The 15,691-nt window shown below is 61.9% G+C and carries 13 protein-coding genes; 11 read left to right on the top strand and 2 right to left on the bottom strand.

What is annotated here, in order from left to right:
• The first annotated feature begins 107 nt into the window (after positions 1-107).
• The 9 genes from RCH09_RS15330 (at position 108) to RCH09_RS15290 (ending at position 10,613) form a co-directional block, all read left to right on the top strand.
• A complete protein-coding gene (locus tag RCH09_RS15330) occupies positions 108-1,127 on the top strand; it encodes a putative 2-aminoethylphosphonate ABC transporter substrate-binding protein (protein ID WP_326941997.1) in 1,020 nt (339 codons plus the stop codon).
• 69 nt (positions 1,128-1,196) lie between these two features.
• Positions 1,197-1,742, top strand: coding sequence for an HD domain-containing protein (locus RCH09_RS15325; RefSeq protein ID WP_326941996.1), 546 nt, complete (start codon positions 1,197-1,199; stop codon positions 1,740-1,742).
• A complete protein-coding gene (locus RCH09_RS15320) occupies positions 1,739-2,818 on the top strand; it encodes a putative 2-aminoethylphosphonate ABC transporter ATP-binding protein (protein ID WP_326941995.1) in 1,080 nt (359 codons plus the stop codon). Before RCH09_RS15325 ends, RCH09_RS15320 begins: the two co-directional genes overlap by 4 nt.
• Positions 2,815-4,515, top strand: a complete 1,701-nt coding sequence (locus RCH09_RS15315) for a putative 2-aminoethylphosphonate ABC transporter permease subunit (protein ID WP_326941994.1) — start codon at positions 2,815-2,817, stop codon at positions 4,513-4,515. Before RCH09_RS15320 ends, RCH09_RS15315 begins: the two co-directional genes overlap by 4 nt.
• Positions 4,516-4,554: 39 nt before the next feature.
• Complete coding sequence (locus tag RCH09_RS15310; RefSeq protein ID WP_326941993.1) at positions 4,555-5,655, top strand: 2-aminoethylphosphonate--pyruvate transaminase; 1,101 nt, start codon at positions 4,555-4,557, stop codon at positions 5,653-5,655.
• Positions 5,656-5,691: 36 nt separating this feature from the next.
• Complete coding sequence (phnX, locus tag RCH09_RS15305) at positions 5,692-6,531, top strand: phosphonoacetaldehyde hydrolase (RefSeq protein ID WP_326941992.1); 840 nt, start codon at positions 5,692-5,694, stop codon at positions 6,529-6,531.
• An 8-nt stretch (positions 6,532-6,539) separates the two neighbouring features.
• Entirely contained in the window at positions 6,540-7,271 is a 732-nt protein-coding gene (phnF, locus tag RCH09_RS15300; RefSeq protein WP_326941991.1) for a phosphonate metabolism transcriptional regulator PhnF, read from the top strand.
• Positions 7,272-7,461: 190 nt separating this feature from the next.
• Positions 7,462-9,684: a ShET2/EspL2 family type III secretion system effector toxin gene (locus RCH09_RS15295; protein WP_326941990.1), complete on the top strand. Its 2,223-nt coding sequence runs from the start codon at positions 7,462-7,464 to the stop codon at positions 9,682-9,684.
• 176 nt (positions 9,685-9,860) lie between these two features.
• Positions 9,861-10,613: a metallophosphoesterase family protein gene (locus RCH09_RS15290; protein WP_326941989.1), complete on the top strand. Its 753-nt coding sequence runs from the start codon at positions 9,861-9,863 to the stop codon at positions 10,611-10,613.
• 106 nt (positions 10,614-10,719) lie between these two features.
• On the opposite strand, the gene RCH09_RS15285 is transcribed toward RCH09_RS15290, so the two are convergent.
• The gene (locus RCH09_RS15285) at positions 10,720-11,622 is read right to left on the bottom strand and encodes a carbohydrate kinase family protein (protein ID WP_326941988.1); all 903 of its coding nucleotides are present in this window, start codon (positions 11,620-11,622) and stop codon (positions 10,720-10,722) included.
• 254 nt (positions 11,623-11,876) lie between these two features.
• Here RCH09_RS15285 and RCH09_RS15280 point away from each other — a divergent pair, with 254 nt between their 5' ends.
• Together RCH09_RS15280 and RCH09_RS15275 are read left to right on the top strand one after the other, a co-directional pair.
• Complete coding sequence (locus tag RCH09_RS15280; RefSeq protein WP_326941987.1) at positions 11,877-12,896, top strand: alpha/beta fold hydrolase; 1,020 nt, start codon at positions 11,877-11,879, stop codon at positions 12,894-12,896.
• Positions 12,897-13,039: 143 nt separating this feature from the next.
• Positions 13,040-13,459, top strand: coding sequence for a DUF4431 domain-containing protein (locus tag RCH09_RS15275; protein WP_326941986.1), 420 nt, complete (start codon positions 13,040-13,042; stop codon positions 13,457-13,459).
• 296 nt (positions 13,460-13,755) lie between these two features.
• On the opposite strand, the gene RCH09_RS15270 is transcribed toward RCH09_RS15275, so the two are convergent.
• On the bottom strand, positions 13,756-15,294 hold the full coding sequence (locus RCH09_RS15270) for an IS3 family transposase (RefSeq protein ID WP_326941985.1): 1,539 nt from the start codon (positions 15,292-15,294) through the stop codon (positions 13,756-13,758).
• Between the last annotated feature and the right edge of the window lie 397 nt (positions 15,295-15,691).

The raw sequence follows: 15,691 nt of genomic DNA, 5'->3' as shown, positions 1-15,691 counted from the left end.
GCAAGGGTGGACGAAGTCATATAGACGTCACGATGAGGTCATATTCAATCGATAAGCTTCGGCCTGCCGGTGTCGCCACGACATCTGTCCACCCACAGGAGAAACCGATGCAGATCCAGACCTTGTTGAAAACCTTGCCCGCCATGCTGTGTCTGGCCAGTTCGCTGGCATCGGCCGAGAGCACACTGACCGTCTATACAGCGCTGGAAGCCGATCAGCTCAAAGCCTATCAACAGAAGTTTGAAAGCGAATACCCCGACGTCAAGATCCGTTGGGTGCGTGATTCGACCGGCATCATCACGGCCAAATTGCTGGCCGAAAAAGCCGCACCGCAAGCCGATGTCGTGATGGGCGTTGCCGCCACCTCGCTGCTGGTGCTGGAGAAGGAAGGCATGCTGCAGTCGTATGCACCCAAAGGCGTCGAGAAACTCAACAAGCGTTATGTCGACGACACCAACCCGCCAAGCTGGGTCGGCATGGATGTCTGGGCCGCGACGATTTGCTTCAATACGGTCGAAGCCGCCAAGCTCGGCCTGAAGAAACCGGAAAGCTGGAAAGATCTGTTGAAGCCGGAGTACAAGGGCAAGATCGTCATGCCCAACCCTGCCTCCAGCGGCACCGGTTACTTTGACGTCAGCGGCTGGCTGACCCAGTTCGGCGAAAAGGATGGCTGGACCTACATGGACCAGCTGCACAACAACATCGCCCAATACACCCACTCCGGTTCGAAGCCATGCAAGCAGGCTGCCGCCGGTGAATTCCCGATCGGCATCGCCTTCGAATACCGTGGCGCCAAGCTCAAGGAGGGTGGTGCACCGATCGATCTGATCTTCCCGAAAGAGGGCCTGGGCTGGGATGTCGAAGCCACCGCCATCATGAAGGGCACCAAAAATCTCGAGGCGGCGCGCAAGCTGGCCGACTGGTCGGCGTCGAAGTCCGCCAACGAACAGTTCGCCAATAATTTTGCGGTGGTTGCCTATCCCGGCGTCGCCAAGGCGAATGCGCTGATTCCCGCCAACTACGAGCAGTTGCTGATCAAGCAGGATCTGAAATGGTCGGCCGGCAACCGCGATCGCATTCTGGCCGAGTGGACCAGGCGCTACGACGGCAAATCCGAGCCGAAGTAATTCGCAGCATCACCACGCACCCGGCCCGCGTGCCGGGTGCCCCGCTTTTCCTCTCAACTTTCTGCGACCATGCCGCTAACCATCCCTGCCATCTGCCAGTTGTTTGAGCACGCCGGCGCGCACCTGTACGGCGGCGAAGCCATCACGCAGTCCGAGCATGCGCTGCAATCCGCCTTTCTGGCCGAACAGGCCGGGCATGACGATGCGCTGGTGATCGCTTGCCTGCTGCATGATCTGGGACACATGCTGTTCGAACAGCAGGATGACGACCTGGCCGCCGGCCAGGACGACCTGCACCAATTCAAGATCGTGCCGTTCCTGCGCGGGCTGATGCCGGCTGCGGTGATCGAACCGATCCGCCTGCACGTCGACGCCAAGCGCTACCTGTGCCAGCGTGAACCCGGCTATCGGCTGGCGCTGTCGGAGGCGTCGCAACTGAGCCTGGCCTTGCAGGGCGGCGTGATGGACGACGCCGCCGCCGAACAATTCATGCGCGCGCCGCATGCGGCAGCCGCGATCGCCTTGCGCCGCTGCGACGACGCCGCCAAGGTGGTCGGCCTGCGTGTGCCGTCGCTGGACCATTACCTTGCGCGCCTGCAGGCACTCGCAACATGAGCGACGACCCGATCGACAGCCAGTGGCTGACCATTCACGGCGTGAGCAAGAGCTTCGGCGCGTTCCGTGCGCTCGATGCGATCAACCTGACCGTGCGCAAGGGCGAATTTGTCTGCCTGCTCGGACCTTCCGGCTGCGGCAAGACGACGTTGTTGCGCATCATCGCCGGGCTCGAAGTGCAGGACAGCGGTGGCGTCACCATGGGCGCGCGCGAGATCGGCCGGTTGCCACCGGCGCTGCGCAATTACGGCATCGTGTTCCAGTCGTACGCGCTGTTTCCGAACCTGACCGTCGCTGCCAACATCGGCTACGCGCTGCGGCTGGAGCGTGCCGACAAGCAGCGCCGCGTCGATGAGCTGCTCGATCTGGTCGGACTGGCCGGCACCGAGCAGCGCTACCCGTCGCAGTTGTCCGGCGGCCAGCAGCAACGGGTTGCGCTGGCGCGTGCACTGGCAACGTCGCCCAGCCTGCTGCTGCTGGATGAGCCCTTGTCGGCGCTCGATGCCAAGGTCCGCGAGCGGCTGCAGCAGGAGCTGCGCAACCTGCAACGCAAGCTCGGCATCACCACCATCATGGTCACGCACGACCAGGACGAAGCGCTGACCATCGCCGATACCGTCGTTGTCATGAGCGATGGCCGCATCGAGCAGATTGGCAGCGCCGAGCAGATTTACCGCGATCCGGCCTCGCGCTTCGTGGCGGACTTTGTCGGCCGCGCCAACTGGCTGGCGGTGGCGCGTGGCGCCGACAGCTGCGCGATGCTGGCCGGGTTGTCGCTGCGCCTGCCGATGCCGCATGGCGCCGAGAGCGCCACGCTGTTCTGCCGTCCGGAGGACGTGCGCGTGGAAACACGCTGGGATGGCGCTTCGGCGGCCTTGATGGCAGTGGTGGATCGGGTCGATTTTCATGGCGGACTGCGGCGCGCCACGCTGTCGCTGTGTGCTGATCGTGCGGTCTCGATATTCGCCGATGTCGGCCCCAACGAGGCCGCCTATGCGACCCTGGAACCGGGCCGGCGCGTGCCGCTGACGCTGTCGCCGCACAACACGCGGCTGTTTGCGACGCCCGCCGCATGACGATGTTTTCATCGTTGCTGCCCGGCCAGCGTCGCGTCGCTTTTCGCAGCGGCGATGAACTGCTCGCGGTCTGGCTGGCCGTCGCCATCGGGCTGCTGATGCTGCTGTTTCTGGCGTGGCCGCTGCTGAGCATGTTTGCCACCACCACGCAGGGACGCGACGGCAGCTGGATCGGCCTGACGAACTGGCTGGCAATCCTGTCCGAGCCGCGCCTGCGTAGTGCCGCCGGCAACAGCATCGCGCTGGCGCTGGCTACCGTGGCGCTGGTGCTGCCGCTGGCGCTGGCGTTTGCCTTCGCACTGACACGCACACGCCTGTATGGACGCCGCCTGTTCCAGTTGATCGCGCTCTCGCCGATGCTGGCGCCATCGCTGATGCCAGCCATTTCGCTGGTGTATTTGTTCGGCAACCAGGGCTTGCTGAAAAGCTGGCTGGGCGGCGGCTCGATCTACGGTTCGCTCGGGATTGTATTGGGCGAAGTGTTCTATACCTTTCCGCATGCGCTGCTGATCCTGATCGCTGCCCTCGGCGTGGCCGACGCGCGCCTGTACGAAGCCGCCGAAACACTCGGCGCCAGCAAGCTGCGCCGTTTCCTGACCGTGACGCTGCCGCATGCCCGCTACGGCGTGGTGTCGGCGGCGATGGTGGTGTTCACGCTGGTGGTGACCGACTTCGGCGTGCCGAAAGTGATCGGCGGCCAGCTCAACGTGTTGGCGCTGGAAGCCTACAAGCAGGTCATCGGCCAACAGAATTTCAGCAAGGGCGCGATCATCGGCGTGCTGTTGCTGTTGCCGGCTGTGCTGAGCTTTCTGGTGGAGCGACGTCTGTCGCGCCGTCCGGCCGGACAGATGAGCGGGCGCTCGGTGGTCTACCAGCCGGGCCGCAACCGCCTGCGCGACCTGCTGCTGTGGTTGCTGTGCGCCGGCGTCACGCTGTTTCTGCTGGCCTTGCTCGGGGTTGGCTGTGTCGCCGCCTTCATCAAGATGTGGCCATACAACCTGAGTTTCACGTTGGCCCATTTCGATTTGGACCAGCTTGACGGCGGCGGCTGGCAAGCGTTTCGCAACAGCGCGCGCATGGCGATGCTGGTGACAGTGTTTGGTACCGGCTTCATTTTCATGGCGGCCTATCTGGTTGAAAAGATCGCGATCCCGCGCAGCATCGCCGCGATCATTCGCAGTCTTGCCTTGCTGCCGATGGCGGTGCCGGGACTGGTGCTGGGACTTGGGTATGTGCTGTGCTTTAACGCCCCAAGCAATCCGCTGCATCTGCTCTACGGCAGCATGAGCCTGATGGTGCTCGCCACCGTCGCGCATTTCACCACCACGGCGTGGCTCACGCTGACCACCGCCTTGCGCCAGATCGACAGCGAAATCGAAGCAGTGGCACGCAGCCTGCAGCGGCCGTGGTGGCAAACCTTCTGGCGCGTGACCGTGCCGATGAATCTGCCGGCGCTGCTGGATGTGGCGCGCTATCTGTTCGTCTCCAGCATGACCACCGTCAGTTGCGTGATTTTCTTGTACAACCCCGATACCGTGCTGGCCGCCGTCGCGGTGCTGAACATGGACGACGCCGGCGACACCGCCGCCGCCGCTGCAATGGCCACGCTGATCGTCGCCAGCGCCTTGCTGGCGACCTTGCTGATGCACGGCGTTGGCTGGTGGCTGAACCATCGGGCGCAAGCCTGGCGGCGCTGAGCGCGCTATTTTTTCAATCATATTTTCAAAGGATAACCAATGCGCGATCCGCTACTGCTTACCCCCGGGCCGCTGACCACCAGCCTGGCGACCAAGACCGCCATGCTGCACGACTGGGGTTCCTGGGACCACAGCTTCAATCTGCTGACGGCGCGGGTGCGCTCGCGCTTGCTGGCGATAGTCGACGGTCAGGACGAATACACCTGCGTGCCATTGCAGGGCTCCGGCACCTTCGCCGTCGAGGCCGCCATCGGCACGCTGCTGCCGCGCGACGGCAAGTTGCTGTGCCTGGTCAATGGCGCCTACGGCAAGCGCATCGCGCAGCTGACCGAAGTCATGGGGCGGCAGGTGTCGGTGCTCGACTTCGGCGAAACCGCACCGGTTGATCCGGTCATGGTCGCCAGTGCGCTGGAACGCGACGCGGCGATCACCCATGTCGCGGTGGTGTATTGCGAGACCAGCACCGGCATCCTCAATCCGATGCAGGCCATCTCGGACGTGGTCGCTGCCGCCGGCAAGTCGCTGATCATCGATGCGATGAGCGCGTTCGGCGCCTTGCCGCTGTCGGCCGCGCAGCTGCGTTTCGACGCCGTCATCGCCTCCGGCAACAAATGTCTGGAAGGCGTGCCGGGCATGGGCTTTGCCATTGTCCGCACGGCTGCAGTGGCACAGTGTGCGGGCCGGGCCCATTCGCTGTCGCTGGATTTGCATGCGCAATGGCGCTACATGGAGCAGACCGGTCAATGGCGCTATACACCGCCCACCCATGTGATGGCGGCCCTCGATGTCGCACTCGACCAGTTCGACGCGGAGGGCGGCCAAGCCGCGCGCCTGGCGCGCTATGCCGACAACTGCGCGACGCTGATCGATGGCCTGGCCGGGCTCGGCCTGCGGGTGTTCTTGCCGGCCGAGATCCAGGCGCCGATCATCGTCACGGTGCATGCGCCGAACCATCCGAACTGGGATTTCAAGCGCTTTTACGATCTGACGAAAGCGCGCGGCGTGGTGCTGTATCCCGGCAAGCTGACGGTTGCCGAGACCTTTCGCATCGGCTGCATCGGTGCGCTCGGACCCAATGAAATGACAATGGCGCTCGACGCCATCGCGCACGCGCTGCAGCAGATGCAGATCGACTGCTGACGCGGTAATCAAAAATTCAGGCAACAGGAGCAAGCAATGAGCGCAACCACACCCGCCGCCCGTCGGTACCACGGTCCGATCCAGGGCCTCATCTTTGACTGGGCCGGTACGCTGGTCGATTTCGGCTCGTTCGCGCCGACGCAGGTGTTGATCGACGCCTTCGCCGGATTCGGCATCAGGATATCGATGGCGGAAGCGCGCCTGCCAATGGGCCTGGCAAAATGGGACCACATTCAGGCGCTCGGCAAGCAACCGGAGGTGGCGCGACGCTGGCAGGAACGCTTTGGCAAGCCGATGCAGGACCTCGACGTGGATGCGTTGTATGCCGCGTTCCTGCCGTTGCAAGTGGAGCGGGTCGCGCAGTATTCCGACCTGATTCCCGGCGCACTGGCGGTGATGGTGCAGATGCGCGCACGCGGCATGCGCATCGGCTCCTGCTCGGGCTATCCGCGCGTGGTGATGGATCGTCTGTTGCCGCACGCGTTGCAGCAGGGCCTGCGGGTGGATCATGCGGTCGCCACCGACGACCTGAAGGCGGGTGGTCGTCCGGGCCCGTGGATGGCATTGGCCAACGTCATCGAACTGGGCATCGGCGATGTCCGCGCCTGCGTGAAAATCGACGACACCGTGCCGGGCATCAGCGAAGGATTGGCCGCAGGGATGTGGACGGTCGGGCTGTCGCTGTCGGGCAATGAGACCGGCTTGACGCTGGCCGAACTGGCGCAACTGACGCCGTCCGACATTGAGACGCACCGGGCCGCCGCCAGCGCCAGACTGACCGCCGCCGGCGCGCATTTCGTGATCGACTCGATCGCCGATTTGCCCGCCGCGATTGATGCAATTGAAGCACGCATTGCCGCCGGCGATCAGCCTTGAGCAGTAGCGTGAAAAATCACACACCGATTGTCCGCAGTGCCGGCGTGAGCGTCTGGCGGCAGATCGAAGACGTGCTCAGCGCCGACATCCTGGCCGGACATCTGACGCATCGGCTGCCCAACGAAACGGCGCTGGCCGAGCGCTTCAGCGTCAACCGCCACACGGTGCGGCAGGCGGTCAAGGCGCTGGTCGAACGCGGCATGGTCGATGTCCAGCATGGCCGTGGCACCTTCGTGCGTGACGATGTCATCGATTATCAGGTTGGCCGGCGCAGCCGGTTGGCGCACAGCGTTGCCAATGCGCGCCGGGTGGGTGTCAGCAAGGTCTTGCACTGGTCCGCGCTGACGGCCGCCGGCGAGATCCGGTTGCTGCTGGATTTGCCGGAGCCGTCCGAGGTGCTGCGGGTGGACAGCCTGGATGTGGTCGATGGCAAGGTCATCGGCGTCTGCACCCAGTATTTTCCGCTGCCGCGCTTCGCCGGATTGGGCGAACTGTATGCGCACACCGGCATCACGCATCAGGCCCTGGCGCAGTGCGGCGTCACGCAGTTCCAGCGGCGCATGAGCCGCGTCACGGCGCGCCTGCCGTCCAGACAGGTGGCCGAGCAACTCGGGCAACCGTTGTCGGCGCCGATCCTGTATGTCGAGACCGTGTATGTCGACGACGCCGGGATCGCCATCGAGTACGGCATTTCGCGCTTTTGCAGCGCGGCGGTGCAGGTGGTCGTTGAGCCTGAGTGAGAGGCGGCGGGCCGGAGCGCTGGCATGGAACCATTTGCATGCATTGCCAACTCATGGAAGTAGCGGCCGTCAGCGGTGTATGACGGCATGGATGGTCATGCGGCAGTATGGATGCGCGCAGCACCAGGCGCATTGCTGCTGTCGGCGTGATCGACTTCCCCTCAACCAACGAAGCCCATTTCCTGTTGCCATGCGATTCACGATTCCCTGCCTCGGCATCCGCGTGAGCGGCCATCGTCCCGGCGCAACGCTCGACAAGGAGTCACCCGCAGCGCAAGCGCCTGGCGACCTGCCAGCGGGACTTGCATCCGGAGAGAATTTGCGCGCACCGATGGGCAGGCGGCGGCCATTGCAGCGTTGGCTTCCAGTCAAGGTCAGGCCAATAGGTCCGGCAGACACCGAGCACGGACGCGCCGTGTTGACCGAGCTTGCGTCGTTCTGGCCCCAATCGATCGACGACACAGGCCGGACCGAGCGCAGGCAACAAATTTACGCAGGCGATTTGCAGCACTCCGAACTCGATGCGCGCGTCGCTGCACTGCAGGATGGCGACGATCCGCAAGCCGCAGAGATCCTGCGCGAGCTGCTGTTGCAGCCACCGCAACTGCTGCGCGAGCGCTGGCAAGCTGCGATCGGGGAAGGGCGGTCAGATGTCTTGCGGGCGCTGGTTTCGCTGATCGACGACCAATCCCTGCAACGTTTGCTGGGCACGCCGCTGCACGGATCACCGTTGCAACAGGCGCTTGACCAGCCGGGATTGGTGAATGCCGGGTTAGTCGACATGATCAAGCGATTTCCGTATCTTTCGAAGAAACCAGGGGTCGATGGACCTGATCCGCTAACTAACCTCAATGGACAGGCAGTCTTCAGGGATCAGCCATCCAACCATATCGTGTGCCGCCATCTGGCGAGATTCCAGGCCCAGCACGCGCAGGAGAAATTCGATTACGCTGCATTCCGCGATCTGGACGCCATCAGCGACAATGTCTCCTGGGAAAACGAGGCCGCCTACGACGCCGTTACCGCCACCGCAGCGGAAACCTGTTTGGTCGAGAACGCCCGCTTTGGCGCTTTTCTTGCCGATCAGTTCGAACGCATGCAGGCTGACGGCAGGCCATTCAAGAATCTGTTGTTAAGCTCTACCAATCATGCAATGACGGTCAATCTGCGGATCAAGGAGAAGCATGGAAAAACAGTCTACGTGGCCAAGGTGTTCGATCCCAATACCACCACGCGTCATGCGCGCGTAGCCAGCAGCGATTTGGCAACCATCGCTTCCCGGCCACTTGGGCATTATCTGGTCGGCACCGCCGAGCAGACATATTTCCCCGAAGAGCCGAGGGCCGCGATACTTTTTGGCTACGATGCCGAGGCTGCGACGAGCGCACACGCCAGGGTGACGGACAGGCGGCTTTCCGGGATGTACGCCGAGACTTCCCCGCAAACGATGTATTACCTTCTCACCTATGATTTCGCCAGCAACCTGGGCGATTTGGGACCAGTCATGCAGGCTGCCTCGCCAGGGCATCGGCTCGCCCTGCTGGCGGCAAAAGAGTCCGGTGGCATACCGGGTCTTTGGATGGCGTTCCAAAACGGGAATGCCGACGCGATTGCTGCATGGGCAAAATGGTTGCCCATGGTCCCGCAAGAGCAACACGCCGAGTTGCTATCGGCGAAAAATGCCACCGGGGTGCCCGGCCTCCTGATGGGGCTTCAGAAGGGTCATGCTAATGCGGTCGCTGCGTGGGGTCGCTTGCTGGACATGATCCCGAAAGAGCAACGCGCCGAGTTGCTATCGGCGAAAAATGCCACCGGGGTGCCCGGCCTCATGATGGCGCTTCAGAATGGTCGCGCCGCTGCGGTCGCTGCGTGGGGTCAATTGCTGGACATGATCCCGAACGAGCAACGCGCCGAGTTGCTATCGGCGAAAAGGGCCGACGGTGTGCCTGGCCTCATGCTGGCGCTTGAAAATGGTCACGCCGATGCGGTCGCTGCGTGGGGTCGATCGCTGCCCTTGATTCCGGTAGAGCAACGCGCCGAGTTGCTCTCGGCGAAACGGGCCGACGGGGTGCCCAGCCTCATGATGGGGCTTCAGAATGGTCATGCCAATGCGGTCGCTGCGTGGGGTCGATGGCTACCCTTGGTCCCGGAACAGCAACGCGCCGAGTTGCTGTTGGCACGACGGGCCGATGGCCTGGCGGGTCTGGTATGCGGACTCGAGGCCGGCACTGCGGCTTCGATTGCCGCCTGGGGTGACTTGTTGGAAATGCTCCCGCCGACGCGACGTGCCGAGGTGGTGACCACCCTGCGAGCGGAAACCAGCGCCATCATTCACCAATGGCTGCGTGCACCGGAACATGCGCACCACGAAAAAATCGCGGCCTGGGAGAACATTTTCGGGCCGGCTGTTTAGTCCTGGTGGTGTCGTTTTCTTGCCGGGCCAACTCATTGCCGCCACCAAGCCGCTTTCAAGATTCGGTCGTTGCCGCAAACCACGCTCACACCACGGCCCGAACCATGGCGATGTTTCGGTAGAATTTGCCGTACGTTTCAATCCTTTCGAACATCCGGAGCCACTACCACCACACCATGAAAATTGCTGCCATTTCCGATATCCACGGCAACCTGCTGGCTCTCGACGCCGTCCTCGCGGACATCCGCCTGCGCGCCGTCGATGTGGTCGTCAATCTCGGTGACATTCTGTCCGGCGCCTTGCAACCGCTGGAAACCGCCGATCGGCTCATCCCGCTCCAGCTTCCCACCATCCGCGGCAACCACGAACGACAAGTGCTGGCCGGCGATCCCGCTCGCATGGGGCTGTCCGACCTGCGTGCGTTCTCGAGCTTGCGTGCTGACCAGATGGCATGGATTGACAGTCTTCCCGCCACCCTCAGATTGAATGACGATGTCCTGCTGGTGCACGGCACGCCGGACAGCGATCTGACGTATTTCCTCGATGTCGTGAGCGAGCAGGGCGCGCGTGCGGCGACGCAGGTGGAAGCAGCGCGGTCGCTCGGCGACACCACGGCATCGTTGATTCTATGCGGGCACACCCATGTGCCGCGTGTGATGCCTCTGGATGACGGGCGCGTGATCGTCAATCCGGGCAGCGTTGGACTGCAGGCCTACAAGGATGACCGACCGTTCCCGCACCGGATGGAAACGGGTTCGCCGCATGCGCGCTATGCGACCGCCACGCTGGGCGCGGATGGATGGGAGGTTGAGCTGCATGCGGTGGCCTACGACTGGAATGCCGCCGCCGCAATGGCTGTACAGAACGGACGCCCTGATTGGGTGGCGCCGTTGCTGACCGGATATGTGGAGTCGCCGCCAGGCGCGTGACGCCGATTGCAAACCACACGGCACGGCGGCACGAGCGGACTGCCAACCGGCCTGTCCGAATGTGGTGGCGTGTGCGCCGAGGGCAGGTGCGTTGGTCGCGATCGGCTCAGGCCCGCGCCGCGTACTGCGCCAGTTCGTCGCGGGTAAGGAACTGTTCCGCGGTGCCATCGATACTGCACGCAAAGGCGCCCGAGATCGCACCGGCGCGCATGCACTCGGCCAGCTGCCGTTGCGCGAAATAGCCGTCGAGGAAGGCCGCGACGAAAGCGTCGCCGGCACCGTTGCTGTCGACCACCGCGCGGCCCAGATCGGCGCAACCGATGTGCCGTAGTTCGCCGTCGGCGCGCGCCATCAGGTAGGCGCCCTGATCGCCCGCCATGGCGATGACCGCCTCGGCGCGTCCCTTGGCGAGGATGTCACGCATCACCTCGGCATGGCGGCCACCCAGCGCCGCCGTGCTGAGAAACACCAGATCGGAGCGGTAGGCAAAGTCATGGTAGTAGCTGTTGTGGCCGTCCCAGTCATGCAGGTCGGTCGAGACCGTCGCGCCCAGCGCCTGGGCGTCATCGTACAGTTCGCGTGCCCACGGCATGATGGACAGATGCACGTGCCGCGCCTGCCTGAGATATGGCAGGTAGAACTCGGCCGGCATGCGCAGTGAATCGGGATGGCGGCCGTCGTACAGCGACAGTCGGCGCCCGGCCGGATCGACCAGATTGACGCTGCGCCGGGTGCCAGCTGGATGCACGAGGTAACTGAAATCGAGCTGCCTTTCCTGGTAGCGCGCCAGGATCAGCTCGGCCTGGCGATCCGCGCCGATGAAGTCGATCAGCTTGACCTTGCGCCCCAACGCGAGCGCGGCCAGTGCGACGCCGTTGCCGGTGTGCGCCACGTAGTCGAAGATGGGACCGACGGAGATCGAGTCAGCCATCGCCAATGGCAGTGCCGGAACGTGGACGATGGTGTCGACGCCGACGCCACCGACGACGAGAAGATCGTACTCATGCATGTCATGCTCCTTCAGGAAAGTGCGTCAGGTGGCGGGGCCAGCTGCGCAGGGTGATTCGGCAGGCAGTGCAGGCCCTGGTCGTCGTCCGGCGGACTTATCGTGCATGTTCGCGTGAATATGTCCGCTGCGCGCCCGAAAACATTGCGCGCAAATTATAATTCGGGCGGTCGCTGATGGTCTCGCGCCGAAAGCTGCCGCAGCCTGCTGGCCGCCAGCGTCCCGTTTTTTAACTGACACGTCCAGGGAGCCTGTTGATGCAAAAACCACTTTCCATTCTTTTCGCCATGCTGGCTTGCGCTGCAAGCTTTGCCTGGGCTGGCGCAACCGGCGCCGTCGTCGAGGACGACTATGCACGACCCCACACCCGGGTGGATGTTGGCGACGGCCGGCAGTTGAATCTGTTCTGCGCCGGCTCGGGCTCGCCAACGGTCGTCTTCGATGCCGGCATCGGATCGGCCGGATGGGATTGGTTGCGGGTGCACCCGGCCATTGCGCGGCAGACGCGGGCCTGTGTCTACGATCGTGCGGGCTTCGGTTTCAGCGACGCACCGCACCGCGCCGGCACCAGCGCCAACGCCGTGTCGGACCTGCATGCATTGCTTGGCGCGGCGGGCATTGCGCCACCGTACCTGCTGGTGGGCCATTCCTACGGGGGCCGCAACGTGCAGCTGTTTGCCTACACCTATCCGCGCGAAGTCGTCGGCATGGTCATTGTCGATAGCGCCCATGAGGATGACGTTGCGCGGATGGACCGGGTCACCGGCGGTCTGTTTTCGAAGATGCACGATGCCGAGATGGCGGGATTCGAGGGCTGTGTCGCTGCGGCCAAAGGCGGTTTTCTGGCGGGCTCTGCCGCGTTTGCCGAATGCACCGGCGGATCGACCGAAGGCTATGGGCGGGCGTTGTCCGGCGAAGTGATTCGCATGAGCCTCAGGCCGTCCTACTGGAGCGCAGCGGAGTCGGAGTCCGTCAACTTTTCGAGCGTCAGCGCGGACCAGCTTCGCGCCGCGCGCCAGCCATTCGGCAACTTGCCACTGATCTATCTGACCCACGGGATCAGCCCTTACCAGGTTCCCGGCAAGCCGCAAACTGCAATGAACAAGGCCTCCGAGCGCGAGACCGCGAACATGCACCGCGAGATCGCAGCGCTCTCGACGCAGGGCAAGGATCGCATCGTCGCTGGCGCCGGGCACGCCATCCACATGGATCGTCCGGCGGCGGTCATCGAGGCAATCGATGAGGTTCTCGCAGAGACGCGCGCGCCGCGCCGTTGAGGGCAGGGATGCGGTATTGAATCTGGTTGTGCTGCCAGTCGATTCGAATTATGGAAAGACGTCGGCTCTCGCGGAGCAAGCGGTTGTCTTCGTTTGCTCTGTTCAGCTATTTCAAGACGATCATTTGTTATCGGCGATTTTAAATGTCACGTCTCACAAAACTCGCAGCCTCACTCCTCATTCTGGTCTCCGCTCCGTGCCTGGCTGATCGATGCATGGCTTATCGTGGCGAGGTCGAACTGCGCGGGGCTCTGTCGAGGCATACGTTTGCGGAAGAGCCGAACTACGAAAGCATCGCACAAGGCGATGCGGCGGCTAGTTACTTTTTCGTCGTACCCAGTCGACCATCCTGCGTATTGGCCGGAAAACCAAATGAAAACGAGCCTGCGGAAAAACATGTCGAGAGAGTGCAACTTGTTTTTCCACTGCATGAGGCCGGTTACCGGGTTCTGCATCCGTATGTTGGTCGAACGGTTGTTTGTCGCGGCAGCCTGATGCATGCAATCTCGGGGCATCATCATTCGTCGGTTCTGCTTGCTGACGCCGTGTGCATTGGCGATTAGCCGCTGGTATCGTTCACCGCGCCTGGCGTCGCTGAACATTGGCGCCAGCAAAGCGATTGCCCCGGAGAGTTCTTTTCATCCGTGTCTGAAGCGGTGGCTGGATCTGTTTCGCCATGAGCCATCCTGCGGCCAGAACATCGAGGCTGCAGAGGGTGGCCGAATGCGCTTTTGAAGACAGAGCGCCACGCCTGGGTTCCACCGATCTCATTTGACATAACATACATTATGCGAAATAGAGATGTTGACCCCAAATAGTAATGTCCGGTTTGGGGGTGCGGCGTAAAACTTGGACTGGTTTACGCGGCAATGCCAAGGCTCTCGCGATATTCTCGGGGACTGAGTGAGCCAAGGGATATCTTGATACGCTTTTCGTTATACCAGTGGATGTAGGAATTGATTATCTGAATGAACTGCTCAACAGTGATGGCCTTCCGGTTTCGAGGATAAAACAACTCCGTTTTCAGCCGTCCAAAGAAGCCTTCACATGCCGAATTGTCAGGTGAGCATCCCTTGCGCGACATCGAACGAGTCAGCTTAGCGTTGTTCATCCGTGAGAGCCATCCAGGCCATCGGTAGTGGGCGCCACGATCGGAGTGAACGATGGGCCGGTCACCGCCCCTGGCCACCGTCTCGATAGCAGCATCCAACATCGTGTTCACAAGGTCGGCGTCTGGACGCGTGCCAATAGTCCAACTGACAACCAAGCCATCGAAGCAGTCGATGATGGGCGATAGATAAACTTTCCCAGCTGGAATCTGGAATTCTGTGATGTCGGTAAGCCACTTCGCATTCGGGATCGCAGCCTGAAAGTCGCGGTTGATCAGATTCTCTGGTGCAGGACTGATTTCTCCAAGATAAGATCCGTACCGACGCCGCCTGGTAGCTGTAACCACCAGGCATTCCTGCTTCATCAAGCGTTGCACGACTTTCTCAGAGATGTACACCTGCTGCTTGCCAAGTGCCGCCCGCATCCGCCGATATCCATAGCAACGATGATTGCAATCGTAGACATCTTTGATGGCAAGGCGCTCCGTTGCATACTTGTCAGGCCTCCGGAGACAGGCACGGTGATAAAAATAGGAGCTCCGGGCAAGGCCAAGTTCGATCAAGAGTTCCGACAGCACATAGGTTTGCTTCAGGGCGTCAACCAGTATCGTCTTCTCCCGGTTTGTCAGGAGCGGGAGGTCGACGCCCAGGCCCTTTTTTAGCAGTTCATTGGCCTTCTTCAAGAGATCGCGTTCAAGCTGCAACTGCCGAATGTCGCGCCGAAGCGATTCGAGTTGCCGCTGCAGCTCCGTCTGCTCTGAATCTATTGATGAATCGTTCTGGCGTTTCATGGATGAGGAAGTCTCACGACCAAGTAGCTGATTCTTCCAGTTGTACAGCGTCGGCCTGCTAACCGCCAGCTTTTGAGCAATTGCTTGGGCACTTACCTGCCTGGTGCAAAGCGCAATGACTGCCGCCTCCTTGAGCTCTGGAGAACGCGGCACGACTGCCGCGTGGCCAAGAACCTGGTGCCGCATTTCAGGGTGATGTTCTTCAATCCACACAATAAGCGTTTCAGTGCATGGATATCCAAGTGCCTTCACTGTTCCAGCAAGGCAACGACCATGCTCCAAATAATGATCCACTGCTGCCTGTTTCTGTTCGTCAGAATATCTCTGCCAGGTAGCGACACGACCCACCTTCAAATCGCGAGTTTGTTCGTATTCCCGATACCAGGTCTTGAGTGCCTTGACGTTTGGATAACCCAACTGCAGAACGGTCGCTGCAGCACGTTTTCCGAAGCTTATATAGAGCTCAACTGCTCGAATGCGGTCTTCGTATGAATACATGAACTACCTCCAAATAGTCCAAGTTTTACGCCGCACCCCCAAGCCGGACATTTGAATTTAGGTTTGACAAGAGATGTAATGGCTTTTTTCAAATGTCCAAAATAAGCCATGAGCAAACGACCAGCATCGACCGCGCAGCGTGCAGGAATCAGGCGGATGCCTACACCGCTCACACACCGCACCGCGACCGGCCGGGATTGCACATTGCGCGGGTGAACCAGAAGGCGTCCGCGCGGGCCATTCTGCGCCGCCGGCGTTGACGTGGGAACGAGGCGATCCAGTAATGAAAAATGCTCTTTATGCTAAGGAAACGCGGATTTATTCGTCGATACCGGCCAACCTATTTCGAAGCATAACCGTTATAGCAAGATAGCCATCAACACTTCCCCCAAGATGA

This window comes from Actimicrobium sp. GrIS 1.19 (assembly GCF_035984655.1).
In the GTDB taxonomy this organism is placed as follows: domain Bacteria; phylum Pseudomonadota; class Gammaproteobacteria; order Burkholderiales; family Burkholderiaceae_D; genus Actimicrobium.
This window is presented reverse-complemented; position numbering and strand designations above follow the sequence as displayed.

Bases quoted from the DNA above. Each gene is read 5' to 3' on its own strand.
- RCH09_RS15330 (WP_326941997.1), top strand. From the start codon at position 108: ATGCAGATCCAGACCTTGTTGAAAACCTTGCCCGCCATGCTGTGTCTG.
- RCH09_RS15315 (WP_326941994.1), top strand. From the start codon at position 2,815: ATGACGATGTTTTCATCGTTGCTGCCCGGCCAGCGTCGCGTCGCTTTT.
- RCH09_RS15295 (WP_326941990.1), top strand. From the start codon at position 7,462: ATGCGATTCACGATTCCCTGCCTCGGCATCCGCGTGAGCGGCCATCGT.
- RCH09_RS15275 (WP_326941986.1), top strand. From the start codon at position 13,040: ATGTCACGTCTCACAAAACTCGCAGCCTCACTCCTCATTCTGGTCTCC.
- RCH09_RS15270 (WP_326941985.1), bottom strand. From the start codon at position 15,294: ATGTATTCATACGAAGACCGCATTCGAGCAGTTGAGCTCTATATAAGC.
- RCH09_RS15310 (WP_326941993.1), top strand. From the start codon at position 4,555: ATGCGCGATCCGCTACTGCTTACCCCCGGGCCGCTGACCACCAGCCTG.
- RCH09_RS15325 (WP_326941996.1), top strand. From the start codon at position 1,197: ATGCCGCTAACCATCCCTGCCATCTGCCAGTTGTTTGAGCACGCCGGC.
- RCH09_RS15285 (WP_326941988.1), bottom strand. From the start codon at position 11,622: ATGCATGAGTACGATCTTCTCGTCGTCGGTGGCGTCGGCGTCGACACC.
- RCH09_RS15290 (WP_326941989.1), top strand. From the start codon at position 9,861: ATGAAAATTGCTGCCATTTCCGATATCCACGGCAACCTGCTGGCTCTC.
- phnX (WP_326941992.1), top strand. From the start codon at position 5,692: ATGAGCGCAACCACACCCGCCGCCCGTCGGTACCACGGTCCGATCCAG.
- RCH09_RS15280 (WP_326941987.1), top strand. From the start codon at position 11,877: ATGCAAAAACCACTTTCCATTCTTTTCGCCATGCTGGCTTGCGCTGCA.
- RCH09_RS15320 (WP_326941995.1), top strand. From the start codon at position 1,739: ATGAGCGACGACCCGATCGACAGCCAGTGGCTGACCATTCACGGCGTG.